We start from the raw sequence: 25,585 nt of genomic DNA on the forward strand, positions 1-25,585 counted from the left end.
TATGGAGTGATGATGAACGAGCTTCTTTCAGCGTTTGCCACGGTATTGAGTTTTAACACCCTGATCATCATTTTCCTTGGCACATTGGCCGGTATTGTGATCGGTATTATTCCTGGTCTCACCGTGAATATGGGGATTGCCCTGTTATTGCCGCTCACCTACTCTTTTCAGGGTGTCAACGGGATATTGCTGCTATTGGGTGTGTATTGCGGCGCGGTATATGGTGGGTCGATCACCGCTATTTTAATCAGTACCCCCGGCACACCGGCATCGGCCGCCACGGTATTGGATGGTTATCCAATGGCGCGACGTGGCGAAGCGGGCAGAGCATTGGGGTTGTCGACCATGGGGTCGCTGTTTGGCGGGGTGTTCAGCACTATTGCCCTGATCCTGATTGCGCCGATGCTAGCGACGGTCGCCACTGGATTTTCAGCCCCCGAGTATTTCGCGTTGTCAGTGTTCGGAATCAGTATTATTACCAGTGTGTCCTCTCAGTCGATTGTTAAAGGGTTAATGGGTGGCGGGTTAGGGTTGGCTATTGCCACCATTGGTCTTGACCCGATGACCAGCGGCATGCGCTTTACCTTTGATTCGGTTTACCTGATGGGGGGTATCTCGTTTATCCCGGTATTAGTGGGATTGTTTGCCTTCTCGCAGGGATTACTGGGTTTCGAAGAGGAACTGCGTTCCCGCCATGCAAACAATGCTCAAAAAGCAGTAGCGAAGATCACGCGTATTTTGCCGAGTTGGGTGGATTTCAAACGCTGTCTGCCAACCTGGATACGTTCATCCATTATTGGCACTGGTATCGGCACTATTCCCGGTGTTGGGGGCGATATTGCTTCCTGGATCTCATACAACGAGGCCAAGCGGTGGTCAAAAACGCCGGAAGAATTTGGTCATGGTTCACCGGAAGGCGTCTCTGCGCCGGAAGCCGGTGCCAACTCGGTGGCGGGTGGCAGTATGGTTCCGCTAATGACGCTGGGTATTCCCGGTGATGGCGCGACTGCTATCATTATGGGGGCTTTTCTGGTTCAGGGATTGGCGCTGGGACCACAGCTTTTTACTGATCATCCGATAGTAGTGGATACCATTTTTATCGGGCTGATGGTGGCGAACCTTTGCATGGGGCTATTGGGTTTCCTCGGCATGAGGCTATTCGTGAAGGTAATGGACATTCCCCGTACCTGTATGGTGCCCTCGATTCTGCTGCTCTGTACCGTTGGTGCTTATACCGTCAATCACAGCATGGTGGATGTGTTTTTGATGATGGGTGCCGGGTTGGTAGCCTACGTCCTGATAAAACTCAATTTTTCGATGTCACCAATAGTGATAGGTATGATCCTGGGACCGTTGGCGGAAACTAACCTGCGCCGTTCTTTAATGATGTCTCAGGGCAACCCGATGGTTTTCCTGACCCGTCCAGTGTGTGCGGTGTTTATCATCATCGCACTGTTAACCCTACTGTTGCCGATTATTTCACCGATGATTAAGCGTTATCGCAGCAAAAAAAAACTGGGTTGTGAAAACGCAGGATAACGGAATCGCATCTCTTCGTCGGTTTGTATGTTGTCGCGTAAGCCTGATATCAGGGGGATCGCGGAGATGAGGTTTTCTCAGAAACACCTCTTTCTCCGTGCGTCCCGAATATCTTGCTCTTTTGGTTAAACCGTTCATCGGGCTTTCATCGTCAGTCTGTGGCTTATGGAAAGCTGCGTCGAGTTAGTTAATGCGCTACACTAAAATCTTTCATTTCCCTTATGGATAAGGTGTTCCATGGCAAAAACGGTTGAGCAGATTGCCAACGCGTTAAGCTTGTCAATTACCACGGTGCGTCTGGTATTGAACGGTAAAGCTGAGCAGTACCGTATCAGTGAAAAAACCCGACAGCGTATTACCGATTATGTGACTGAACACGGTTATACCGTGAATCATGTCGCCCGCAGCCTGAAGCTGAATAAGACCGATACGCTTGGGCTGATAGTTCCTCGCCTGTCTAACCTCTTCTTCTCGACATTGGCAGAAAAGCTGGAAATGCGCTGTCATGAAGTAGGTTATCAACTGATGATCAGCTGTTCTTACAGTGACCCTGACCATGAAAATGTGCTGGTGGATTCACTGTTGCAGCGTAATGTGGACGGGTTGTTTGTTGTCCCTTCGTCAGTGCAAGCGATGCAACATCATGTCCGGACGGTCAAACGGCCACTGGTGTTGCTGGATCGTGATTTTGGCGCAGAAAATATTCCGTTGGTGATCAGTGATAACTTGCAGGGCGGCATTGTCCTTACACAAGCCATGCTGGCGGATGACGCCTCCACACCACTGTTTTTTATGGCGGGTGATATTCATCAGCCAGCGATCCACGACCGTCTGCGAGGTTACCAGCAGTCGATACATGATTACGGCCTGACGCCGTGTGTGATAGAAGCCGGCCATAACCGCCGGGAAGACGGTATCCTGATGATGCAGCGATTTTTCCAGCAGCATGACGTCCCACCCCAGGCATTCATCGCCTCTTCGCTGCCAGTACTGGAAGGGATCCTCAGTGTTATCCGCGAACGCTATGGCTATATTCCGGCTGGGATTAATATTGGCACTTTCGATGAACATGCCATGCTGGGATTTTTATCCAATAAGATTTGGTCTATGCGCCAGAATGAGGATGCCTGGGTGGAACATGCCTTCAAAGCTATGCAACAGGCATTGAATCGGGAACCACAACCGGTCAGGGCGGTGATCCCCATGACGTTGATTCATCGTCAGCAGGCGGAACATCAGTGACGAGCCGCTGCCGCCGCTGGTGTTGTTGAACTGACGATCGTTGAACTGGCCAACTGATTCTGCTGTTCGTGATCGGCGATCCGCTGGCGTAGTGATGATTTGGATTCATCGCCAACGCGATAATAGTCATATGGTAACAGTAATGTATCCAATGCTGCCGAGAAGGGGAGATCGATGGCGGCAAGTGGTTTCATCACCCAGTTGGTTTTCTTATCTTCCAGCATTGCCACACTGGCTTTGGTTCCGGAATAGTAACCTTGCTCCCCGCCAGTATGTGTCATCACACTGGAACAACCGCTGGAAACAATTAACGCGCTTCCCGACAACGTGAATGAAAATAAGGCACTTTTCAATATGGTCATAACGTTACCCAGAGAAGGAAATCTCCTCAATTTATCGCTTGTACCCGCATAGTCAGATTAACCGAAAGTTACTTCTGCTCACGCAAATTTGTCATATTGTGCTTTTCTCTCAGTGTATGTGATAACTGCCGATTTCAGAGGAAATTTTGCATGAAAAACCGCGAATTTTTCTAATCCATTATTGAAAATTGACGCTGGGTCACCATATTTGTGATATGTCCACACAGAGGAATATGCCGATTGGATATTCTTCCTGGGCTAATGACCTGTCCTGATGGAAGGTTTTTATCACTCCCCTCGCTGAAGCTTAGGAGGCTGTAATGCGTAACCCTGATTTTTCTCCGCTGTATCGTTCCGCCATTGGTTTTGATCGCCTGTTCAATCTGCTGGAAGCCGGCCAGAGCCAGAGTAATGGTGGTTACCCTCCGTATAATGTCGAATTGGTTGATGAGAACCAATATCGCATCGCCATTGCGGTTGCCGGTTTTGCCGAGCATGAGCTGGAGATCACTGCCCACGACAACATGCTGATTGTCAAAGGGGCACACAGTGGTGAACCCACACCCCGTAACTACCTGTATCAAGGGATTGCCGAACGAAATTTTGAACGTAAATTCCAGTTGGCTGAACATATTCAGATCACCGCTGCCAATCTGGAAAATGGGCTGCTGTATATCGATCTGCAACGCGTTGTGCCGGAAGCCTTGAAACCACGCCGCATCGAAATTAAATAACCGACGGCCTGTGGTATGAGACGTCGTCGTACTAACCGAATATCGTCCGCCAAATGTGGGGACGTCTCCGCAACGCCAGACGTTGTCGGGGCAGATTATCTCGCTTCATAGAAGGAGTAACGACCATGCGTAGTTATGATTTATCGCCACTGCTGCGTCAGTTGATTGGTTTTGATCAGTTGGCCAGTTCAATGGGGGATGCCGTAGAGTTCCCGCCTTATAACATTGAAAAATACAATGACAACCACTATCGAATCACGTTGGCATTAGCCGGTTTCCAGCAACAAGAGCTGGATATCGAAGTGGAAGGGCAACATCTGATTATCAAAGGTACACCGACACCGCCAGAGAAAAAAGTGGAGTATCTGCATCAAGGGCTGGTATTTAAGCCTTTTTCTCTGAGTTTTACGCTGGCGGAACATTTACATGTGTCCGAAGCCCAGTTTACTAACGGGTTGCTGCATATCGACCTGGTTCGAAACGTGCCGGATGCGTTGCAACCGCAGCGGATTGCCATCGGCAGGTCGCACCCTGCGCTAACCGAGACGGTGACGAACACCGAAGAATAATGACCCGGTTTATGGCACCGAACCATCCCCATGCCAGAGCTGATCCGTTTTTAGGCGCATTATTGGCATCAGGATCGTGCCGGGATGAGGCCATGGTGTCTGCTTTCGAATAGGTTACGTGATCTTCCGCCCGTTAACTTTACCGGTAACGGGCGTTTTTGTGTTGTATTCCACGGTTCCCCTCATAATCTTCTGCCACAATTATTTGAAACCTAAGGGCTTGTTTTCATCACCTATAATGAGAGAGACAAATTCCGTGATGTAACAGAACGGATCGCATTTACATTTCTGCTCAAGGATATCTGCTATGAGTGATATTGCGCTTACCGTGAGTATGCTGGCGTTGGTGGCTGTGCTGGGGTTATGGATTGGCAACTGGCGAATCTATGGAGTAGGTCTGGGGATCGGTGGTGTCTTGTTTGGCGGTATTATTGTCGGGCACTTTGCTCAAAGTTATCACTTCAGCCTGAATGGGGACATGCTGCATGTTATTCAGGAATTTGGTCTCATCCTGTTTGTGTATACCATCGGCATTCAGGTAGGGCCGGGATTTTTCTCTTCGCTGCGGGTATCGGGCCTGCGTTTGAATGGTTTTGCCATCCTGACCGTGTTACTGGGGGGTATGGTGGCTATTGCCATTTACAAGTTATTTGGTGTGCCGCTGCCGATCATTCTGGGGATTTTTTCTGGAGCAGTAACGAATACCCCCTCACTGGGTGCTGGGCAGCAGATCTTGACTGATCTGGGTTCCAGCAATGTGCTCATCAATCAGATGGGTATGGGATACGCCATGGCTTATCCGCTTGGCATCTGTGGGATTCTGCTAGTGATGTGGTTGCTGCGCTTGCTGTTTCGTGTCGTTGTGGATAGAGAAGCAAAGCAGTTTGAAAGCCACAGTGGGCAGAGCCATGAGCAATTGCACACCATGAACATCGAGGTGATGAACCCCAATCTGCAAGGATTGGCGATTCAGGATGTCCCGATTCTGAACAGCAATGCGATTGTCTGTTCGCGTCTGAAACGGGAGAACGCATTGATGGTGCCTGCCCCTTCCTCCATCCTGCAATTGGGGGATTATTTGCATTTGGTGGGCGCGCAAGTCGATCTGGATCAAGCCCGTTTAGTGATTGGCCACGAAGTGGATACCTCTTTATCAACCCGTGGTACGGATTTGAGTGTTGAACGGGTTGCTGTCACCAACGAGCGGGTTCTGGGGCAGAAAATCCGTGACCTGAATTTGAAAAAAAATTACGACGTAGTGATTTCCCGTTTGAATCGTGCCGGGGTGGAATTGGTGGCCGCCAACAACTCATCGTTGCATTTCGGCGATATTTTGACGTTGGTGGGGCGGAAAACGGCCATTGATGCGGTAGCGGATATTGTCGGCAATGCACAGCAAAAATTACAACAGGTGCAGATGTTGCCGGTATTTATCGGTATTGGCCTTGGCGTGTTGTTGGGGTCGGTGCCGCTGTTTATTCCCGGTTTCCCGGTTGCGTTACGGCTGGGGCTGGCGGGAGGACCGCTGGTGGTGGCGTTGATTCTGGGGCGAATTGGCAGTATCGGCAAGTTGTATTGGTTCATGCCGCCAAGCGCCAATCTGGCACTGCGGGAATTGGGTATTGTACTGTTTCTTTCCGTGGTGGGACTGAAGGCAGGATCGAATTTTTTTGCAACGCTGGTGTATGGCGATGGATTACGGTGGGTTGCTTATGGCGCCGTGATTACCGTTATCCCGTTGTTAGTCGTTGGTATTCTGGCTCGTTTGTTGACGAAAATGAATTACCTGACGCTGTGTGGCATGTTGGCAGGGTCGATGACCGATCCACCCGCACTGGCGTTTGCCAATGGGTTACATGAAACCAGTGGCGCACCGGCGCTAGCCTATGCCACCGTTTATCCGATCGCCATGTTTTTACGTATCATGTCACCGCAAATATTAGCGGTATTGTTTTGGTCGATGTAATAGCTGATACATCAGCCGATGGTTGAATAATCAGTGATACTAATAACAGGCAGTTTGTTAATTTAACTGCCTGTTATTTTTTGACAGATTAAGTATTTATTTAATTATGATGAATAATCATTTAATAAAACATTGCCTGATATTTTTCATCAAAATGATGATTAATTTATTATCTATATAAAATAACGCCATTGTGTTAATGATGTGTTTTTGATTTGTTATATAATTTTTATTTATAGTCATTGATTTATTGTCTATCTTAATGATTTTATTATATAATAAAATTATTAAACTTGTTTAGTAGTTAAAATAACATGCCTTGTTTTTTTATTTTATAATATTATTGTACTTAACTATGACTATGTATTTTTATTCAGTGGGGTGATAAAAACCTGACACTTTATTTTTCTCATTTTTTATAACACTACTGCTGTTGTTGTACCCGTTGTATTTACAATAGAGTGATAAGAAATAATACTTCCCCCGCCCTTCTGCACGGTTACCTCCGGTGAGAACAATATATTTCGTTTTAATACCGAGTGGAAAGAACACCTGGCATATGACACGGTATGTTATCCGGATACGCGAAACAGTTAGAAACAGGTTAAGATGGCGGGGTGAAGATACTTATTCCGGAGTGCGACATGAGTAAGAAAAAGACACCGCTGAAGCTGGGAACATCCGTGATTCTCATGGTGTCGGCCGTCATTGGTTCTGTGCTGTTGGTGGTGTATGCCTTGTTGTTCTTCCGGATCAGCGAGTTAACGGAGACTCACCTGAAAGACAAAGCGTTCTCCATTGCTCGCACAGTCGCGAATTCGCCGGTGGTGATTAATGATTTGAAAGGTATCGGCGATCTTTATGCCGTCCAGCGTTTTTCTGAAAATGTTAAGCGTCGTAACCATTTACTGTTCGTTATCGTGACGGATATGCGCGGGATTCGTCATTCGCACCCCGAACCAGACCTGATTGGTCGCCATTTTATCGGTGACGATCTCTATCCTGCTTTGTTGGGGCTGGAAAATACGGCAGTGAACCGAGGGGTGCTTGATCCGGCGTTGCGGGTATTCACCCCGGTATTTGATGAAAACGGTAAGCAGATCGGTGTGGTGGTGGTGGGTATCTCACTGACCAGCGTGCAGTCGGTGATTAACGAAAATCGCTGGATTATCCCCTGGACCATCTTGTTTGGCGCGTTGGTAGGATTGTTGGGTACCTATTTTTTGGTAAAAGCCCTGAAACGCATCATGCTTGGTTTTGAACCGTTTGAAATTTCCAATCTGTTTGAGCAACGCAATGCCATGCTCAAACAGATTAAAGAGGGCGTTATTGCGGTGGATACCGATTTGCGTATCACCATCATCAATGATGAGGCCAAGCGCTTGTTCAGTCAGCATGGTTCATCAGAGAGTCTGTCTATCGGCAGTACCATCAGCCAATGGCCCGCGCTGATGAATCTGGAAACTGTGGTGGAGACAGGTTCGCCCCACCAGGATGAAGAGATCAACTTTAATGGCAACCTGTTGCTGACCAACACGGTGCCGGTGGTGGTGAAAGACGATATCATCGGAGCCATTGCCACTTTCCGTGATAAAACCGAGATCAGCCAGTTATTACAGCGTCTGACCGGTATGTCTTATTACGCGGATGCCTTGCGGGCGCAATCTCATGAATTCATGAATAAGCTGCATGTTATTCTGGGCATGCTGCATTTGAAATACTACTCTCAGCTGGAAGATTATATTTTAAAAACAGCGAATAATTATCAGGCGGAAATCGGATCGATTATCCGTAAGGTGAAATCACCGGTGATTGCCGGGTTCCTGTTGGGTAAGATCAATCGGGCGCGCGACCTGGAGATTACACTGTCGATTAGCGAAGACAGCCTGTTACCGGAAACTGATGACACTGAAGCTACTAATGAGTTGATTACGGTGCTGGGTAATCTTATCGAGAATGCTATGGATGCCATATCCGGGCTGGAAAACAGGGAAATCAGTATCACATTTCATCATCAGTCCGGGTTTCTGCATTGTATTGTGGGTGATGATGGCCCAGGGATTCCGCTGGAGGTGCAAACCCGGATTTATCAGGAAGGGTTCTCTACCAAAGGCTGCGGACGCGGCATTGGCCTGTATCTGACTAAACAGAGTCTGGAGAAAATTGGCGGTACGATCGATTTTGAGTCGGAACCCGATGTGTATACCCAGTTTTTCGTCAATATTCCTTATCAAGCAAGGCAGTTTGACCATGATTAATGTACTGATTGTCGACGACGATGCCATGGTGGCGGAGTTGAATAAGTGTTATCTGAATCAGGTTTCCGGGTTTAGCTGTTATGCGACAGTCCCTACGCTACAGCAGGCCAGAAACTTGTTGATGCAGCCGGATTGTGAAATTGATCTGGTGCTGCTGGATATATACATGCAACAGGATAGCGGGCTGGATCTGTTGCCGACTATCCGGGAATTCAGCGAGCATACCGACGTTATCATCATTTCTTCCGCCAGCGATGTCTATACCATCAAGAAAGCGTTGCATTATGGTGTAGTGGATTACCTGATCAAACCGTTCCAGTTTGCTCGCTTTGAGCAGGCATTGGTGGCATATCGTGAAGAATCCAGTTTGCTCAAACACCGGGATTTTGTCGCGCAGTCGGATATCGACAATCTGATCCGTCGTACCAGTGGCAGCCCGGTTGTAGATCGAAAGAAACTGCCAAAGGGGTTGACCAGCCTGACATTGCGCACTGTCTGTGAATGGATTGAAGGGAATCAGGGGGCGGAGTTTTCCACAGAAATGCTAGCCAACGCGATAGGTATTTCTCGCGTGTCATGCCGCAAATATCTGATATACCTTGCGGATACCGGAATTCTTGATACCAATATTCAGTACGGTTCTACCGGTCGGCCGGTTTATCTTTATCGCCTGCTGCCTGAGAAACAGGACACTCTGCACCAGTATTGTGAATAGTGTTCGGTGTTTATCACTGGACGATGTCTGACAGACAGATACCGGTTGGGATATTTTATCCGCCAGTGTGTTGTCAGAGTGTCATGGTGCCAAAGGCGGAGTGCCAGTCCTGATTAAATTTTTCTATTGCTGCCTGCACGGCGGGTGTCGTGATGAACTGCTCAGCGACGTCGACGGGCAGGGTGATGGCCTGACAGCCTGCCAGCATGCAATTCAACGCTTGTCGGGGGGTTTTGAAACTGGCTGCCAGCACTATGGACTGCGGGGCATGCAGCGTCAGCAGTTGTTGTAATTCCTGCACCATTTGAATCCCATCTCCTCCCTGTGCATCTAGCCGATTAACGTAAGGCGCCACAAATTGCGCGCCAGCCAGCGCAGAAAGTAGTCCTTGTCCCGCACCATAAACTGCGGTTCCCAACGTGGGAATGCCTTCACTGTGTAGTCGTTTGATGGCCGCTAATCCTTCCACCGTAACGGGAACCTTGATAACCAGATCGCTGATGCATTGCCGAAGTAGGCGGGCCTCTTTGACCATATCTTCCGCGGTACTGGCTATGACCTGAGCAAACAGTTGTCCTTTATTATCCAAGGCGTCATGCAACGCGGGCAGCAGCGTGCGAATAGGCTTGCCAGCGGCTGCAACAATACTGGGATTGGTGGTGACCCCCGCCAGCGGGAGCACGCGGGCCAGCCGGACGATGGCGGGGATGTCGGCGGTATCAAGATAAATTTTCATTTCAATTATCCTCAACATGTTGTTATCAATATAAATCTATCATTTTTATTTTATTTTGAAATAAATAACTTTCAAAATGTGATCAATTTAAAATAAAAGAAAAGATTTTATCTATATCTTTATAATCACTTTAAAAAATAAGTTGCTTTATTTAGCTGCTTTTTTAAACACCAGTGGAAACAGGAGAACATAATGATAGAAATTATCACCCATGGGGCTGAGTGGTTCATCGGCCTGTTTCAGAAAGGTGGTGACGTCTTTGTCGGTATGGTTACTGGCATATTGCCTTTACTGATCAGTCTGTTAGTCATCATGAACGCCCTTATTACTTTCGTCGGTCAGTCGCGAATTGAGCGATTGGCTCAGCGTTGTGCCGGGAACCCGATTTCCCGCTACCTGCTGCTGCCGGTTATCGGCACATTTGTATTTTGTAATCCGATGACGTTGAGCCTGGGCCGTTTCATGCCAGAGAAATACAAGCCCAGTTACTATGCGGCGGCCTCTTACAGCTGTCACTCGATGAATGGTTTGTTTCCCCATATCAACCCCGGTGAACTGTTCGTCTATCTGGGTATAGCCAACGGTCTGACCACCCTGGGGCTGCCATTAGGCCCGCTGGCGGTGAGTTATCTGCTGGTCGGGATGTTCACCAACTTTTTCCGTGGATGGGTCACTGACCTGACCACCTCTGTTTTCGAACGCAAAATGCACATCCAGCTTGACCGTCAGGTTCAGCTCTAAGCGGAGGAACTTTCAATGAGCAGCATTATCCGGATTGAAAAAGGCGAAAGTGGCTGGGGCGGACCTTTACTGATTGAAGCCGTACCGGGGAAGAAAATTGTCTATATCACGGCAGGAACGCGTCCGGCCATCGTCAATCGCCTGAGCGAGTTAACCGGATGGCCGGCGGTGGACGGTTTTAAAGACGGTGAACCGCCCGCCGAAGAGATAGGCGTCGCGGTCATTGACTGTGGTGGCACGCTGCGCTGCGGTATTTACCCCAAACGTCGTATTCCGACCGTGAATATTCATTCTACCGGTCAGTCCGGTCCACTGGCGAAATTTATACTGGAAGACATTTATGTCTCGGGTGTGCGTGAAAAAAATATCCAGTTAGTGGAAGCGGAAACAGAAAAGACCGCCAGCGCTACTGTGACTATGCCCGCGGAGAACGATGCCGTGAACAGCGGTCGCGATTATGACAGTAGCAAGAAGATCACTGAACAAAGCGATGGGCTGTTGGCGAAAATCGGTATGGGAATGGGGTCGGTCGTGGCGGTGTTCTTTCAGGCGGGCCGCGACACCATTGATACGGTACTGAAAACCATTCTGCCTTTCATGGCATTTGTTTCCGCGCTGATTGGCATCATCATCGCCTCTGGGCTGGGGGACCTTATTGCACATGGGCTGACGCCGTTGGCGAACAGCCCGATTGGGCTGGTGACGCTGGCTCTGATCTGCTCGTTTCCACTGCTCTCGCCTTTTCTTGGCCCCGGCGCGGTTATCGCGCAGGTTATCGGCGTACTGGTCGGGGTGCAGATTGGTCTGGGGAATATTCCACCTCACCTGGCGCTGCCAGCACTGTTTGCCATCAATTCCCAGGCGGCCTGCGACTTTATCCCGGTGGGGTTGTCGCTGGCTGAAGCCAAGCAGGACACGGTTCGTGTTGGTGTTCCATCCGTGCTGGTCGGCCGTTTTCTTACCGGTGCGCCGACAGTGCTGCTGGCCTGGGCAGTTTCCAGTTTGATTTACCAGTGATTTCATTCGGTTAAGAGGTACGTATGAATACTATTTACCAAACGATATTTACACGCGTGGGTGACAACGCCCGGGAATCGCTGGTTGAAAACATGATGATTACCTTTCGCGAAGGGGCTCCGGAAGATATCGAGGCATTCTGTTTTTTGCATCGGCATGGTGACACGCGGGGGGAGTTGCACGCTGGCGGCCAGCTTGTGCTGGCTGACACCGTGTATCCCATTACGGCGGTGGGTGATGTCGCGGCACAAAATCTCCGTGAGCTGGGCCATATCACGATCCGTTTTGATGGCGCTACGCAGGCGGAATTTCCCGGCTCTATACACGTTGCCGGCACGACACCAACGGATATCACGGTTGGTAGTAATTTAATAATTTTGGGCTGAATTTTAGATAAGGGAGAAGCATATGAAACAGGTTGCGGTGGTCATCGGTGGTGGGCAAACTCTCGGTGCGTTCCTGTGTGAAGGTCTGGCTGAAGCCGGTTATCGCGTGGCGGTTGCCGATTTGGATACGCAGCATGCCGAGCAGATTGCACAAGGGATTAATGCCCGTTATGGCGAAGGGAACGCCTATGGTTTTGGTACCGATGCAACAGAGGAAGCACAAGTTGAAAAACTGGCGCAAGAGGTTGATACCCGGTTTGGCCAGGTCAATCTGCTGGTGTACAGTGCCGGGATAGCCAAAGCCGCCCCTATCACGCAGTTCCAGCTTGATGATTTTGATTTGTCTTTGCAGGTCAATCTGGTGGGGTATTTCCTGTGTGCTCGTGAGTTTTCCAAACTGATGATTCGTGATGGTATTGCCGGGCGTATTATTCAGATTAACTCTAAATCCGGTAAGGTGGGCAGCAAGCATAATTCCGGTTACAGTGCGGCCAAATTCGGTGGCGTCGGATTGACGCAATCACTGGCACTGGATCTGGCCGAGTTTGGTATTACCGTGCATTCGCTGATGCTGGGAAACCTGTTGAAATCACCCATGTTTCAGTCACTATTGCCGCAATACGCCAAAAAGCTGGGCATTCGGCCGGATGAGGTCGAAAAGTATTATACCGACAAGGTTCCACTGAAACGTGGCTGTGATTACCAGGATGTTCTTAACACTTTGCTTTATTATGCCAGTGACAAAGCCTCTTACTGCACCGGGCAGTCGATTAATATCACTGGAGGACAGGTGATGTTCTGATGTGTGTTTCCCCCCCTCGGCCTGGTGCCGAGGGTTATGCCCCGGGAGGGTTCTATGAGTTCGGCATCTTTATTGATTATGTGCGCCATCTGTGCCTGGCTTTTGCAGATTATTCTGGGCTGGTGGCAACTACGCCGTTTCAATCAGGCGTTTGAAACCCTGTGCCGTCAGTGTGTTACGGTCGGTGTCGGGCGTTCAGACGGACGCTTTAAAGCCAGAGTGGTCATGGCGCTGGCGTTTGATGAACATGACCGGGTCTGTGATGGTTTTATCATGCGTGGATTGACAGTGTTTGCTCGTCCGCGCCACATGACGGCATTAATTGGCCTACCAAGAAATCAATTGGTGCCAAATGTGATCTTTCCAGAGGAACCAGCATGTCAGACTGCGCTTTCATTAGCGATTAAACCGAAAACATGATATTTTCATTTTAAAAGAAACTTTCTTTCATTTGGTGACGTTTTACTTGTCTTATCTTGTAAAGGAAGTGATGGAAATAGCATGTTGGGATAAAATCGTTATGAAACCTAAGCAGCGTCAGGCAGAGATCCTGGAATATCTGCAAGCAAACGGTAAAGCCTCGGTGGAAGACTTATCCAGTCAGTTTGCCACGACCGGTACGACTATCCGAAAGGATTTGACTATTCTGGAAGACGAGGGCGCCGTAATCCGCACTTATGGCGGTGTGGTACTCAGCCGTGAAGAAGGCGATCAGCCGATTGATCGTAAAACCCACATCAATACCGCCAAGAAAAAACAGATTGCTTATGCCGCCGTGCAACTGATTAATGACGGCGACTCGCTGATTTTTGATGCGGGCAGTACAGTGCTGCAAATGGTGCCCTGGCTGACACAATTCAATAATATCACCGTGATGACTAACAGCCTGAGCATCGTGAATGAATTGGTTGAGCTGGATAATGATCAAACCATTCTGATGCCGGGAGGAACGTACCGTAAAACGTCCGCGTCTTTTCACGGCAGTCTGGCGGAAGCCGCTTTTTCCCATTTCAACTTTGACAAACTGTTTATCGGTGCGGATGGCGTCGATATCAATGCCGGTGTAACGACATTCAATGAGCTTCATGCGGTCAGTCAGGCGATGTGCCGCGCCGCCCAGCAACGGATTCTTCTGGTGGACTCGTCCAAATTCGGCCGTAAAAGTCCGAATGTCGTCTGTGAGCTGAGTGCAGTGGATATCTTGATTACCGACAGCGGCATTAGCCCGGAATACCTCGACACATTGAGGGCGAAGGGAATCAATGTGATTCTGGTGGGAGAGTGATGATGAGTGACCGTTTACTGGCGTTTGCCCGGGAAACGCTGGAAATAGAAATTGCTGAAGCTCAGCGTATGTTGGCGCGATTGGATGAGCGCACGATCCATGCCTGTAACCTGTTGCTGGAATGTCAGGGAAAGGTAGTGGTATCGGGGATGGGTAAATCGGGACATGTCGGTAAAAAGATTGCAGCATCTCTGGCCAGTACCGGCACTCCGGCGTTCTTCGTTCACCCGGCTGAAGCATTGCATGGTGATCTGGGCATGATTGGCCCGCAGGATGTGGTGATTTTTATCTCTTATTCCGGCCGGGCGCAGGAACTGAATATCCTGCTTCCCCTGCTGGCGGAGAGTCAGATCCCGGTCATCGCGCTGACCGGTAACGCAGAGTCACCATTAGGGTTGGCAGCGGCCTGTGTGCTTGATGTCAGCGTCGCTCGCGAAGCCTGCCCGATGGGATTGGCACCGACATCCAGTGCGGTAAACACGCTGATGATGGGCGATGCACTGGCTATGGCTTTGATGCGTTATCGTGGCTTCAGTGCGGAACAGTTTGCTCGTTCACATCCGGGGGGAAGTCTGGGTGCTCGGTTATTGAACCGGGTACATCACGTGATGAGATGTGGTGACCGGTTGCCCAGAATTGAATTACAGGGCTCGGTGATGGATGCCATGCTGGAACTCAGCCGTACCGGACTGGGATTGATTGCAGTTTGCAATGCGGAAAACCGTGTAGCCGGCGTGTTCACCGACGGTGATTTACGTCGCTGGCTGATAAAAGGTAAAACACTCGATGCCTCTATCCTGCAGGCGATGACCCGACCCGGTTACCAACTCCCCGAGGAGTGGCGGGCGAGTGCCGCGCTGGATGCGCTGCATCATGAACATATTTCCGCCGCGCCGGTAGTCGATAGCGAAGGTCGGCTGGTGGGGGCAATTAATCTGCATGATTTGCATCAGGCTGGTATTAGCTGAGCGGTTATTCACTCTAATGATAATAACGGCCCTGGTATGACATGATGCCCGGTCTGTTGATAACCCCATATATGGCATCAGAACGGCGGTAACGGAAGAGAGGAGCAAAGCATCCGCGCCAGGATGGCGCGGCTTAAGCTTACAGGGATGTATTTACAGCGTCTTTACGATCTCCCTGTTATCGCCGCTATGCGCACGTTGTTATCAACCTTGGCATGACACGATGCGGCCTTTTAGTTAACTGCGATAGAGACGCAATGGTTTATATTATTGCGCCTAACAGCAGCGTTGCGCCAATCACCGTGGAAGCACCACCGATTCGGGTGGCAATCTGGGCGAACGGCATCAGTGACATACGGTTGGACGCCGACAGAATGGCCACGTCGCCCGTGCCACCCAGACCGCTGTGGCAACTGGTGACGATCGCGGCATCCACCGGATACATATTCAGGTAAGGCGCGATGAAGAAACTGACCAGCGCCATGGAAATCACCACTGAACCACACACGATGACGTAACCCACCGAGAAGACAGCCACGACGCTTTCCAGTGGCACATAGAGCATGCCCAGACCGATCATCAACGGCCATACCAGTGAGCTGGAAACGAATTTGTAAAAACTGTTGGCCCCGGTTTCCATGCTGTCAGGGATAAGGTGGGCGTATTTACACAATACGGCAATCAGAATCATCAACACCGGGCCGGGGATATGGAAGACTTTTTCAAACAGTCCACCGAGGATAAAGAAGGTGCAAATCAACAGTAATCCACCCCCCATCAGATGAAAGTCAACGGGTTTTGTGGCTTCGCTGACTGCAAAAATCGCGTTATCCTCATTATTTCGAACCAGTTTCCCTTCACCACTCAATGTTTTACGTTTGGTGCCGAGACGAGATAACACACCAGCACAAACAATCGCAAAAATGTTGCCCACCACTGCGGCGGGTGCCAACTGCGCCACATACACGTCTGGTGCATGTCCCAGAATGGCTGAGTACGCCAGTGACAGCGGTAGGATGCCTTCGCCAATACCGCCGCCGATAATAGGGACGATAATGAAAAAGAAGGTGTGGTAAAAGCTGTAGCCGAACAGTTTCCCTACCAACAAACCGGTGGCGACGGCGGTGACAGTGCCGATAACCAGCGGTACAAACATACGGATCATTCCTTGGATCAGAATGACCCGGTTCATGCCCAAAATACTGCCGACCACCAGACTGGCGATGACAAAATAAAGGAAGTTGGCCTCTTTCATCAGTAATTTGACGGTATCTAATGTATTAGGTTTAAAAATATGAAAATAAACCAATATGGAAGGCACCATCAGGCAGAGAATGGCTGGACCGCCAATATCTTTCAATATTGGAATAAGGCGCCCGATATGAGCCAGTAAAAACCCCAACGTCATGATAACGGCGAAACCGCCAATCATGTTTTTGGGTAAATAACTGGCATACGCGGCAATAAAAACAATTGCCGAAATAGCCAGAAAAAGAATGACGGGAACGGAACCAATTTGCGTTTTATTTAAATTTCCCATAAAGCTTATTGGCGATAGTGGAGTAAAAACATCCTCACTCATGACATCAGTTTCTGTTTTTTTCATTATATTCACCATGTTATAGCGGTATGGCACAGAGCGTTTCTATTAATTTTTCAAAACGCGTAGGAGAAGTTACTTAGTTTTTACACATAATAATGGGATAAATAACGGCGTATATTTTTTAGCACTATTATTCTATTGCAGGTAATTTAGCATGGTTAAATGTTAAAAATAATATGTATTAAAGATTCACGTGAAGGAATTGTGAAGTTGATGGCAGAATGTTTTTAAATAACTTAAATCTTGATTTTGTAATTAAACTTATTTAACGGAAAAATGATGATATAAATAACTAATGTTAGCGACTGTCATTAATAGAAAACTAACAATGCTGTCTAATAATAATAAGTAAATATTAAACTTTAATAATTAATATAAATAATATTCTCTGAGCATATGCCCGATAAGGCTCATGATACAGGAAGGCGGTAGGTGAGTGAATTTCCAGGCGCTTATACAAATCAAGGATTGGGGTGACAAATCTGCCGAAAGCAGATTTGAACGTCGCTTGCAGCGGCCCCAACGAGGCGAGCCTCAGGGATGAGCCGGACGCCAACGTTACCGGCAATTTGAAAGATGACAGCGGCAATTGATTCGATTTTTTTTGACTATACTTACTTATCTGTATGGCATGACGGATGGTTGGCATGAGCGTCTGCTGCCCGTTTTGTTTCCCGCCTCAATGTGACGCTGTCCATGAACGTTCATGCCGAACGAGGGCCAGTTTGATTCACCCACATAATGTCAGCCATAAAGTTTTTTTATGTCGCGTAGATAGTTTTTGATCGTGTCTCTGGATGATAGGAAAGTATCACCCCTTTGTGCGTTTTGTTATTATTTTAACTTCATTTTAACCTTTTTAACAAAAATAAATGCTCAGTTATTCAGCGTTTGAAAGGAATATCTTATGTTTTTTTAATGGCGATAATTATTGCTTTTAACGCGATAAGCAGTGTTTATGGTTATTTTTTTTATTTTTTATAGATTTTATGACTAATTATTGCGCTTGATATGCTCATTTATTGCTGATGACTTATATAAGTATTTTTTGTAAATCATTACAGGTTATATTGACGTTATTATGATCTATTGACAAATTGGTGACGTTACAAGGAGGAAGAGCAGCGGATTGCCTGAATGAATGACGGTTGTTCAGTTGGGTTAGCGGAGTTTTTCCTGCTTATTCTGCACATTATTCCCCCGGTTATTGAACCATGCCTACGGGCAACAAAGTACAGACTATCGAGATAAAGAAAAATAGGTCTGACTGCTAACACACAACATCCACAATGGAGCACAAGTAATGTCTAAATCCCTTTTTAAATCAAGGGTACTGAAATTCGGCCTTGGTTTATTGGCGCTGTCCGTAGCGGCTGGCGTACAAGCAAAAACACTGGTGTATTGCTCAGAAGGTTCTCCGGAAGGTTTTAATCCACAGTTGTTTACTTCCGGCACGACATTTGACGCCAGTTCCGTTCCAATCTACAACCGTCTGATTGCATTCAAGCCGGGTACTACCGAGATTGAACCAGGCCTGGCGGAAAAATGGGACATCAGTGCTGATGGCAAAGTCTATACTTTCCACCTGCGTAAAGGCGTGAAGTGGCAAAGCAGCAAAATTTTCAAGCCTACCCGTACATTCGATGCTGACGATGTATTGTTCTCTTTCGAACGTCAGTTGGACGTCAACAACCCTTACCACAAAGTATCTGGCGGTAACTACGAATACTTTGACGGCATGGGGATGCCACAACTGATCAAGAAAATAGTGAAAGTGGATGATTACACCGTCCGTTTTGAGCTGGCCCATGCCGAAGCGCCGTTCCTGGCGGATTTGGCGATGGACTTCGCGTCTATTATGTCTGCCGAATATGCCAATAATATGATGAAAGCCGGTACGCCGGAAAAAATTGACCTGGATCCCATCGGTACTGGTCCGTTCCAGTTAGTGCAGTATCAGAAAGACTCTCGCATTTTGTATAAAAAGTTTGCCGGTTTCTGGGGTACCAAACCGGGTATTGACCGCCTGGTCTTCTCCATCACGCCGGATGCGTCTGTGCGTTACGCCAAGTTGCAGAAAGATGAATGCCAGATCATGCCGTATCCGAATCCGGCCGACCTGGCCAGTATGAGGAAGGACAAAGACATCACGTTGCTGGAAAAACCGGGCCTGAATGTGGGTTACCTGGCTTTCAACGTAGAGAAAAAGCCGTTGGATAACGTGAAGGTCCGCCAGGCGTTGACTTATGCGGTGAATAAGAAGGCTATCATTGAAGCGGTTTATCAAGGTGCGGGCCAGGCGGCCAAAAACCTGATTCCACCGACCATGTGGGGCTATAACGATGCGGTGAAAGATTATTCTTACGATCCGGCAAAAGCGAAAGAGCTGTTGAAAGAAGCTGGTCTGCCAAATGGTTTCTCTATCGATCTGTGGGCGATGCCGGTACAGCGCCCCTATAACCCGAATGCTCGTCGTATGGCGGAAATGATCCAGGCTGACTGGGCGAAAATCGGTGTGAAAGCCAAGATCGTAACCTATGAATGGGGTGAGTATCTAAAACGCGCCAAAGACGGTGAGCACCAGACTGTACTGATGGGCTGGACCGGCGATAATGGGGATCCGGATAACTTCTTCGCCACGCTGTTCAGCTGTGATGCGGCGAAAAAGGGCTCTAACTATTCCAGATGGTGTTACAAGCCGTTTGAAGACCTGATCCAGCCAGCGCGTACCACGTCTGATCAGGCCAAACGTATTGAGTTGTACAAGCAAGCTCAGGTTGTGATGCACGATCAGGCTCCGGCACTGATTGTGGCCCACTCCACCGTGTATGAACCGATCCGTAAAAACGTGAAAGGTTATGTTATTGAGCCGCGTGGCATACATAGCTTCAATCACGTTTCATTAGATTAATCATTCAATAAGTCAATCCATTATGGGCGATGGCAACGCTGTCGCCCCTGTCATTTCTGCAGAGAAATGGCAGGGGGCAGGTTTCAACGTCCAATAAGTCTGTGTCTCGCCATAATGCGTGGACGCTGTTGGCGGTGCGCAGTCTGCACAGTGTGAGCAATGCTAAGCCTGATGGTATCAGGAAAGCTATATATAGAGAGTTCGGGATATGTTGCAGTTCATACTCCGGCGTTTGGGGCTGGTTATCCCAACGTTTATTGGTATTACCCTACTGACTTTCGCTTTCGTGCATATGATCCCCGGTGACCCGGTGATGATCATGGCAGGAGAGCACGGTATTTCCCCCGCGCGTCATGCACAGCTAATGGCTGAAATGGGACTGAATAAGCCGTTATGGCAGCAGTACCTTCACTATGTCAATGGCGTGTTGCATGGTGATTTGGGTGTGTCGCTCAAGAGTCGCATTCCGGTGTGGACCGAGTTTGTGCCGCGCTTTAAAGCCACGTTGGAACTGGGTGTCTGCGCGATGATTTTCGCGGTGATTGTTGGTATCCCGGTGGGCGTGCTGGCGGCGGTGAAACGCGGCTCTATTTTCGATCATACTGCCGTGAGTATTGCCCTGGCCGGTTACTCTATGCCGATTTTCTGGTGGGGTATTATGCTGATCATGCTGGTCTCGGTGCATTTTAATCTGACGCCGGTGGCCGGGCGTGTCGGGGATACGCTGTTTTTGGACAACTCTCATCCGCTGACCGGTTTCATGTTGATCGATACCTTTATCTGGGGCGATCCGGGTGATTTTAAAGACGCAGTAATGCATATGATTCTGCCGGCGGTTGTGCTCGGCACCATTCCTCTGGCGGTGATTGTGCGTATGACGCGTTCGTCGATGCTGGAAGTGTTGGGAGAAGATTATATCCGTACCGCCCGCGCCAAAGGGTTAAGTCGTCTACGGGTGATTGTGGTGCATGCGCTGCGTAACGCTATGCTGCCAGTCGTGACGGTGATCGGGCTTCAGGTCGGTACGCTGTTGGCCGGCGCGATTCTGACGGAAACCATTTTCTCCTGGCCGGGGTTGGGGCGTTGGTTGATCGATGCGCTGCAACGTCGTGACTATCCGGTGGTACAAGGCGGAGTGCTGATGGTCGCGACCATGATTATTCTGGTCAACCTGCTGGTGGACTTGCTATATGGCGTGGTTAATCCGCGTATCCGGCATAAGAAATAAGGGAAGGCTGAGATGACACAAGTCACTGAATCTGTAGTTAATAGTGCACCAAAGCCGATGACCCCGTTGCAAGAATTCTGGCACTATTTCAAACGTAATAAAGGGGCCGTTGTGGGCCTGGTTTATATCCTGGTGATGTTCACCATCGCCTTGGGCGCTAACGTATTGGCTCCTCATTTGCCAGCGGAACAGTTCCGTAATTCGTTGCTCAATCCACCCGCCTGGCAGGAGGGTGGTAGCTGGCATTTTATTCTGGGTACTGACGATGTGGGCCGCGATATTCTCTCTCGTCTGATGTATGGCGCCAGGCTGTCATTGCTGGTGGGCTGTATGGTGGTGGTGATGTCGTTGGTTCTTGGCATCATCTTTGGCTTGATGGCTGGCTACTTTGGCGGCGTGGTGGATTCTATCATCATGCGTGTAGTCGACATCATGCTGGCGCTGCCAAGTCTGTTGTTGGCGCTGGTACTGGTGGCGATCTTCGGCCCTTCTATCGTTAATGCCTCGATAGCGCTGACGTTTGTGGCGCTGCCGCATTACGTGCGTCTGACGCGTGCTGCGGCATTGGTGGAAGTGAACCGCGACTACGTCACCGCTTCACGCGTGGCGGGTGCCGGACACCTGCGCCAGATGTTCATCAATATTTTCCCTAACTGTCTGGCACCGCTGATTGTGCAGGCATCAATGGGTTTTTCCAACGCCATTCTCGATATGGCTGCGTTGGGTTTCCTCGGTATGGGGGCACAGCCACCTACGCCAGAGTGGGGTACCATGCTGTCAGATGTGTTGCAGTTTGCGCAGAGCGCCTGGTGGGTGGTGACATTCCCCGGTATGGCAATTTTGCTGACGGTATTGGCATTTAACCTGATGGGGGACGGCTTGCGTGATGCTCTCGACCCCAAACTCAAGCAGTAACAGAGGTAGAGAGATGGCATTACTCAATGTAGATAAACTGTCCGTACACTTTGGTGATGAAGGGCTGCCGTTTCGTGCGGTAGACCGTATCAGCTATCAGGTGGAACAGGGACAGGTGATGGGCATCGTCGGGGAATCCGGCTCCGGTAAATCGGTCAGTTCATTGGCGATCATGGGGCTGATTGACTATCCCGGCAAAGTGATGGCCGACAAGCTGGAGTTCAACCAGCGCGATTTAACGCGGATTTCAGAAAAAGAACGGCGTCAGTTGGTGGGATCGGAAGTGGCGATGATTTTCCAGGATCCGATGACCAGCCTTAACCCGTGTTACACCGTAGGCTTTCAGATCATGGAAGCTATCAAGGTGCATCAGGGTGGCAATCGCAGGACCCGTCGTCAGCGGGCCATTGACCTGCTCATACAGGTGGGGATTCCCGATCCGGCGTCGCGGTTGGATGTGTACCCGCACCAGCTGTCGGGCGGAATGAGCCAGCGTGTGATGATCGCCATGGCAATAGCCTGTCGTCCTAAACTGTTGATCGCTGATGAGCCAACCACGGCGCTGGACGTCACTATTCAGGCGCAGATTATCGAACTGCTGCTGGAACTGCAGCAGGAAGAAAATATGGCGCTGATCTTGATTACTCACGATCTGGCGCTGGTATCGGAAGCGGCACACCACATTATTGTGATGTACGCCGGTCAGGTAGTGGAATCCGGTAAGGCGGAAGATCTTTTCCGTGCGCCGCGTCATCCCTATACCCAGGCGTTGTTACGTGCGTTGCCGGAGTTCTCGACGGATAAATCCCGGCTGGCGTCGCTGCCGGGTGTGGTGCCAGGGAAATATGACCGTCCGCAAGGCTGTTTGCTGAATCCACGCTGCCCTTACGCCACCGATCTTTGTCGCCGGGAAGAGCCTGAACTGCGGGATATCCCGGGACGTCAGGTGAAATGTCACACACCGTTGGATGATGCGGGGAGGCCGACTGTATGAGCCTGACCATGAATGAAACCGGACAGCCATGGCTGTTGCAGGCGATTGATTTGAAAAAACATTACCCGGTAAAAAGCGGCCTGTTCGCACCGGAGCGTCTGGTGAAAGCGCTGGATGGTGTCTCGTTTACATTGGAACGAGGTAAAACGCTGGCGGTGGTGGGTGAGTCTGGTTGTGGCAAGTCTACGCTGGGGCGTCTGCTGACCATGATCGAAATTCCTTCCCAGGGTGAATTGTATTACCAGGGACAGGATCTGCTGAAGCCGGATCAAACGGCGCAGCAACTGCGGAGACAGAAGATCCAGATCGTGTTCCAGAATCCTTATGGATCACTCAATCCGCGTAAAAAAGTCGGTCAGATCCTGGAAGAGCCACTGGTTATCAATACCGATATGAGTAAGGCCGAACGTCGTGAAAAAGCGTTGGCCATGATGGCGAAAGTCGGGCTGAAAACCGAACATTACGACCGTTATCCACATATGTTCTCTGGTGGTCAGCGCCAGCGTATCGCTATCGCCCGTGGTTTAATGCTGGACCCGGACGTGGTGATTGCCGATGAACCGGTTTCTGCGCTGGATGTCTCGGTGCGTGCGCAAGTACTGAATCTGATGATGGACTTGCAGCAGGATATGGGACTGTCTTATGTGTTTATTTCCCATGACCTGTCGGTAGTGGAGCATATCGCTGATGAAGTGATGGTGATGTACCTGGGACGCTGTGTAGAGAAAGGCAGCAAAGACGCCATCTTCAGTAATCCACGTCATCCTTACACGCAGGCGCTATTGTCTGCGACGCCGCGTCTAAACCCGGACATGCGTCGTGAGCGCATCAAACTGATTGGTGAACTCCCCAGCCCGTTGAATCCACCACCGGGTTGTGCGTTTAACGCGCGTTGCCAGCGCTGTTTCAGCACCTGTACTCAGTTGCAGCCGCACCTGAAAAACTATGATGGACAGCTGGTAGCCTGTTTCGCTGTTGATCAGGAAGAAGGTCAAGGAGCATAACCACTGATAGTAAAGGACTGGTGGCTAACAGCCAGTCTGACATCAGCCCGGCTTAACTAAATCGCGTTGAATATCCGAACCATGCCATTCCTTGTACACGTGCGGGGGATGGCATTGTCGTTATATACCCGTCATACTTCAAGTTGCAGGTGTGTTGGCTGCGTTCGTTCACCCGAATCACTTACCTGAGTAAGCTCCTCGGGATTCACTCTCTTACCGCCTTCCTGCAACTCGAATTATTTGGAGTATAAAACATTATAAATATTGTTATAAACACACATGTTGTCTGCTTTGAATCATACCGTTCTGTATATGTTTATCAGCCGCATTTGAGTGTAATTTTATTGGACGCTAGTGCATCCTGGTGGGTGGGTGTGCTCAGGTAAAGTGCCGGCCTGATTCATAGAAAGGAACCTTTGATGTCGATAAAAGATATGCTGTTAGCGCTTTGTGTCGTGGTGATATGGGGTCTCAATTTTGTAGTGATAAAAATTGGTCTGCACGATATACCTCCGTTTTTACTGGCTGGGCTGCGTTTTTTATTGGTGGCGCTGCCAGCCATTTTTTTTGTACCGGTTCCCCGTTTGCCTTTTCGCTGGTTGGCAGCCTACGGCATAACGATTAGTTTTGGTCAGTTCGCTTTTTTATTCTGCGCCATCAAGCTGGGAATGCCGGCGGGTATCGCGTCGCTGGTGTTACAGGCTCAGGCGTTTTTCACGCTGCTGATTGGTGCATTACTGTTGGGAGAACGGCTGAAGTGGAATCAGGTAGCCGGTATTCTGGTCGCGGCAGCGGGTATTGTTCTGCTGGCCGAAAGTGGAACGGCTAGCTCTGCCACTGTAGGTGTGAGAGTACCCTGCTGCTTTCGCTGGGAGCGGCGCTGTGTTGGGCGTGCGGTAATATCTGTAATAAATTGATCATGAGCCGGTACCGTATTCAGATTATGTCTCTGGTGGTGTGGGGGGCGTTGATTTCAGTTGGGCCGTTCTTGCTTTGCTCGTGGCTGTTTGAAGGTCGGGAAGTGATCGTTTCCAGCCTGGTAAATATCCAACTGTCGACTGTACTGGCCCTAATATATCTGGCGTTTATTGCCACCATTATTGGTTATAGCATTTGGGGGAATCTGCTGGCGCGTTATGAAACCTGGCGAGTGGCACCATTGTCGCTTCTGGTCCCCGTCGTCGGGTTGCTGAGTGCGGGGGTGCTGCTCGGCGAGACATTATCTTTGTTACAGATAATGGGAACATTACTGATTATGCTGGGATTGTTGGTGAATGTATTCGGCGCCCGTTTGCTATCATTAACGTTGGCTCGGTAGGTCTTGGTATCATCAGCCGGGGAGGCGCATCCCCGGCAAAGCATTCTGGAATAACCTATTTGCTACTGACGAATACCGGTGTGTTATTTTAATAGATTAAATTTATTCATTAGCTAGATTAAACTAAACTCTATATCTCAATACTCCAATATACTGTTAGGTTTCCGAAAATTTATGATAGGTATTTCATAATATTTCTGGCCTTCGGCCTTTATTTATTAGATTGTCTAAATATTATTTTTATTGTCATATTGTAATTTTTACGTCTGATATTTCTCTTTATTTGTCTCTT

The 25,585-nt window shown here is 49.2% G+C and carries 22 protein-coding genes and 1 pseudogene; 20 read left to right on the forward strand and 3 right to left on the reverse strand.

Annotated elements, in window-relative coordinates:
- Nucleotides 1–12 precede the first annotated feature (12 nt).
- Together RS889_RS00115 and RS889_RS00120 are read left to right on the forward strand one after the other, a co-directional pair.
- Nucleotides 13–1,539: a tripartite tricarboxylate transporter permease gene (locus RS889_RS00115; RefSeq protein WP_021013667.1), complete on the forward strand. Its 1,527-nt coding sequence runs from the start codon at nucleotides 13–15 to the stop codon at nucleotides 1,537–1,539.
- Nucleotides 1,540–1,776: 237 nt separating this feature from the next.
- Nucleotides 1,777–2,781 (forward strand): LacI family DNA-binding transcriptional regulator, encoded by a 1,005-nt coding sequence (locus RS889_RS00120; protein ID WP_315708915.1) that lies wholly within the window; start codon nucleotides 1,777–1,779, stop codon nucleotides 2,779–2,781.
- Here RS889_RS00120 and RS889_RS00125 read toward each other — a convergent pair.
- The gene (locus RS889_RS00125) at nucleotides 2,775–3,143 is read right to left on the reverse strand and encodes a YceK/YidQ family lipoprotein (protein ID WP_315708916.1); all 369 of its coding nucleotides are present in this window, start codon (nucleotides 3,141–3,143) and stop codon (nucleotides 2,775–2,777) included. The two genes, RS889_RS00120 and RS889_RS00125, sit on opposite strands and share 7 nt — an antisense overlap.
- Before the next feature lie 320 nt (nucleotides 3,144–3,463).
- On the opposite strand from RS889_RS00125, the gene ibpA reads away from it, so the two are divergent.
- From ibpA to dcuR, 5 genes are all read left to right on the forward strand, one after another.
- Nucleotides 3,464–3,877 carry a small heat shock chaperone IbpA gene (gene ibpA, locus RS889_RS00130; protein WP_021013664.1) on the forward strand — a complete coding sequence of 138 codons (414 nt, stop codon included), beginning with the start codon at nucleotides 3,464–3,466 and terminating at the stop codon, nucleotides 3,875–3,877.
- 125 nt (nucleotides 3,878–4,002) lie between these two features.
- A complete protein-coding gene (gene ibpB, locus RS889_RS00135; protein WP_315708917.1) occupies nucleotides 4,003–4,446 on the forward strand; it encodes a small heat shock chaperone IbpB in 444 nt (147 codons plus the stop codon).
- A 307-nt stretch (nucleotides 4,447–4,753) separates the two neighbouring features.
- On the forward strand, nucleotides 4,754–6,412 hold the full coding sequence (locus tag RS889_RS00140) for a putative transporter (protein WP_021013662.1): 1,659 nt from the start codon (nucleotides 4,754–4,756) through the stop codon (nucleotides 6,410–6,412).
- Between the two features lie 644 nt (nucleotides 6,413–7,056).
- Nucleotides 7,057–8,670 carry a sensor histidine kinase gene (locus RS889_RS00145; RefSeq protein WP_315708918.1) on the forward strand — a complete coding sequence of 538 codons (1,614 nt, stop codon included), beginning with the start codon at nucleotides 7,057–7,059 and terminating at the stop codon, nucleotides 8,668–8,670.
- Nucleotides 8,663–9,385 (forward strand): two-component system response regulator DcuR, encoded by a 723-nt coding sequence (gene dcuR, locus RS889_RS00150; RefSeq protein ID WP_315708919.1) that lies wholly within the window; start codon nucleotides 8,663–8,665, stop codon nucleotides 9,383–9,385. Before RS889_RS00145 ends, dcuR begins: the two co-directional genes overlap by 8 nt.
- Before the next feature lie 73 nt (nucleotides 9,386–9,458).
- On the opposite strand, the gene fsa is transcribed toward dcuR, so the two are convergent.
- Nucleotides 9,459–10,121: a fructose-6-phosphate aldolase gene (gene fsa, locus RS889_RS00155; protein ID WP_315708920.1), complete on the reverse strand. Its 663-nt coding sequence runs from the start codon at nucleotides 10,119–10,121 to the stop codon at nucleotides 9,459–9,461.
- Between the two features lie 192 nt (nucleotides 10,122–10,313).
- Here fsa and srlA point away from each other — a divergent pair, with 192 nt between their 5' ends.
- The 7 genes from srlA (at nucleotide 10,314) to gutQ (ending at nucleotide 15,320) form a co-directional block, all read left to right on the forward strand.
- Nucleotides 10,314–10,862, forward strand: coding sequence for a PTS glucitol/sorbitol transporter subunit IIC (gene srlA, locus RS889_RS00160; protein ID WP_021013658.1), 549 nt, complete (start codon nucleotides 10,314–10,316; stop codon nucleotides 10,860–10,862).
- 15 nt (nucleotides 10,863–10,877) lie between these two features.
- Nucleotides 10,878–11,879 carry a PTS glucitol/sorbitol transporter subunit IIB gene (gene srlE, locus RS889_RS00165; RefSeq protein ID WP_021013657.1) on the forward strand — a complete coding sequence of 334 codons (1,002 nt, stop codon included), beginning with the start codon at nucleotides 10,878–10,880 and terminating at the stop codon, nucleotides 11,877–11,879.
- A 23-nt stretch (nucleotides 11,880–11,902) separates the two neighbouring features.
- Nucleotides 11,903–12,265, forward strand: coding sequence for a PTS glucitol/sorbitol transporter subunit IIA (gene srlB, locus RS889_RS00170; RefSeq protein WP_315708921.1), 363 nt, complete (start codon nucleotides 11,903–11,905; stop codon nucleotides 12,263–12,265).
- A gap of 22 nt (nucleotides 12,266–12,287) precedes the next feature.
- Nucleotides 12,288–13,067, forward strand: a complete 780-nt coding sequence (srlD, locus tag RS889_RS00175; protein ID WP_315708922.1) for a sorbitol-6-phosphate dehydrogenase — start codon at nucleotides 12,288–12,290, stop codon at nucleotides 13,065–13,067.
- 54 nt (nucleotides 13,068–13,121) lie between these two features.
- A complete protein-coding gene (gene gutM / locus RS889_RS00180; protein WP_315708923.1) occupies nucleotides 13,122–13,487 on the forward strand; it encodes a transcriptional regulator GutM in 366 nt (121 codons plus the stop codon).
- Nucleotides 13,488–13,587: 100 nt separating this feature from the next.
- Nucleotides 13,588–14,352, forward strand: a complete 765-nt coding sequence (gene srlR / locus RS889_RS00185) for a glucitol operon DNA-binding transcriptional repressor SrlR (RefSeq protein WP_037380966.1) — start codon at nucleotides 13,588–13,590, stop codon at nucleotides 14,350–14,352.
- Between the two features lie 2 nt (nucleotides 14,353–14,354).
- On the forward strand, nucleotides 14,355–15,320 hold the full coding sequence (gene gutQ, locus RS889_RS00190; protein WP_315711184.1) for an arabinose-5-phosphate isomerase GutQ: 966 nt from the start codon (nucleotides 14,355–14,357) through the stop codon (nucleotides 15,318–15,320).
- A gap of 262 nt (nucleotides 15,321–15,582) precedes the next feature.
- Here the strand turns inward: gutQ and RS889_RS00195 are convergent, their stop codons facing one another.
- Nucleotides 15,583–16,926 (reverse strand): 2-hydroxycarboxylate transporter family protein, encoded by a 1,344-nt coding sequence (locus tag RS889_RS00195; RefSeq protein WP_315708924.1) that lies wholly within the window; start codon nucleotides 16,924–16,926, stop codon nucleotides 15,583–15,585.
- A 1,300-nt stretch (nucleotides 16,927–18,226) separates the two neighbouring features.
- On the opposite strand from RS889_RS00195, the gene dppA reads away from it, so the two are divergent.
- The 6 genes and pseudogenes from dppA (at nucleotide 18,227) to RS889_RS00225 (ending at nucleotide 25,293) form a co-directional block, all read left to right on the forward strand.
- Nucleotides 18,227–19,834 carry a dipeptide ABC transporter periplasmic-binding protein DppA gene (gene dppA / locus RS889_RS00200; RefSeq protein WP_315708925.1) on the forward strand — a complete coding sequence of 536 codons (1,608 nt, stop codon included), beginning with the start codon at nucleotides 18,227–18,229 and terminating at the stop codon, nucleotides 19,832–19,834.
- A gap of 208 nt (nucleotides 19,835–20,042) precedes the next feature.
- The gene (gene dppB, locus RS889_RS00205; RefSeq protein WP_315708926.1) at nucleotides 20,043–21,062 is read left to right on the forward strand and encodes a dipeptide ABC transporter permease DppB; all 1,020 of its coding nucleotides are present in this window, start codon (nucleotides 20,043–20,045) and stop codon (nucleotides 21,060–21,062) included.
- Between the two features lie 12 nt (nucleotides 21,063–21,074).
- On the forward strand, nucleotides 21,075–21,977 hold the full coding sequence (dppC, locus tag RS889_RS00210; RefSeq protein ID WP_290180994.1) for a dipeptide ABC transporter permease DppC: 903 nt from the start codon (nucleotides 21,075–21,077) through the stop codon (nucleotides 21,975–21,977).
- 13 nt (nucleotides 21,978–21,990) lie between these two features.
- Complete coding sequence (gene dppD, locus RS889_RS00215; RefSeq protein ID WP_315708927.1) at nucleotides 21,991–22,971, forward strand: dipeptide ABC transporter ATP-binding protein; 981 nt, start codon at nucleotides 21,991–21,993, stop codon at nucleotides 22,969–22,971.
- Nucleotides 22,968–23,975 (forward strand): dipeptide ABC transporter ATP-binding subunit DppF, encoded by a 1,008-nt coding sequence (gene dppF, locus RS889_RS00220; protein ID WP_021013646.1) that lies wholly within the window; start codon nucleotides 22,968–22,970, stop codon nucleotides 23,973–23,975. Before dppD ends, dppF begins: the two co-directional genes overlap by 4 nt.
- Nucleotides 23,976–24,394: 419 nt before the next feature.
- A pseudogene (locus RS889_RS00225) lies at nucleotides 24,395–25,293 on the forward strand (EamA family transporter).
- Nucleotides 25,294–25,585: the final 292 nt, after the last annotated feature.

Origin of the sequence: Brenneria uluponensis, assembly GCF_032395385.1 — a bacterium.
GTDB lineage: Bacteria > Pseudomonadota > Gammaproteobacteria > Enterobacterales > Enterobacteriaceae > Prodigiosinella > Prodigiosinella aquatilis.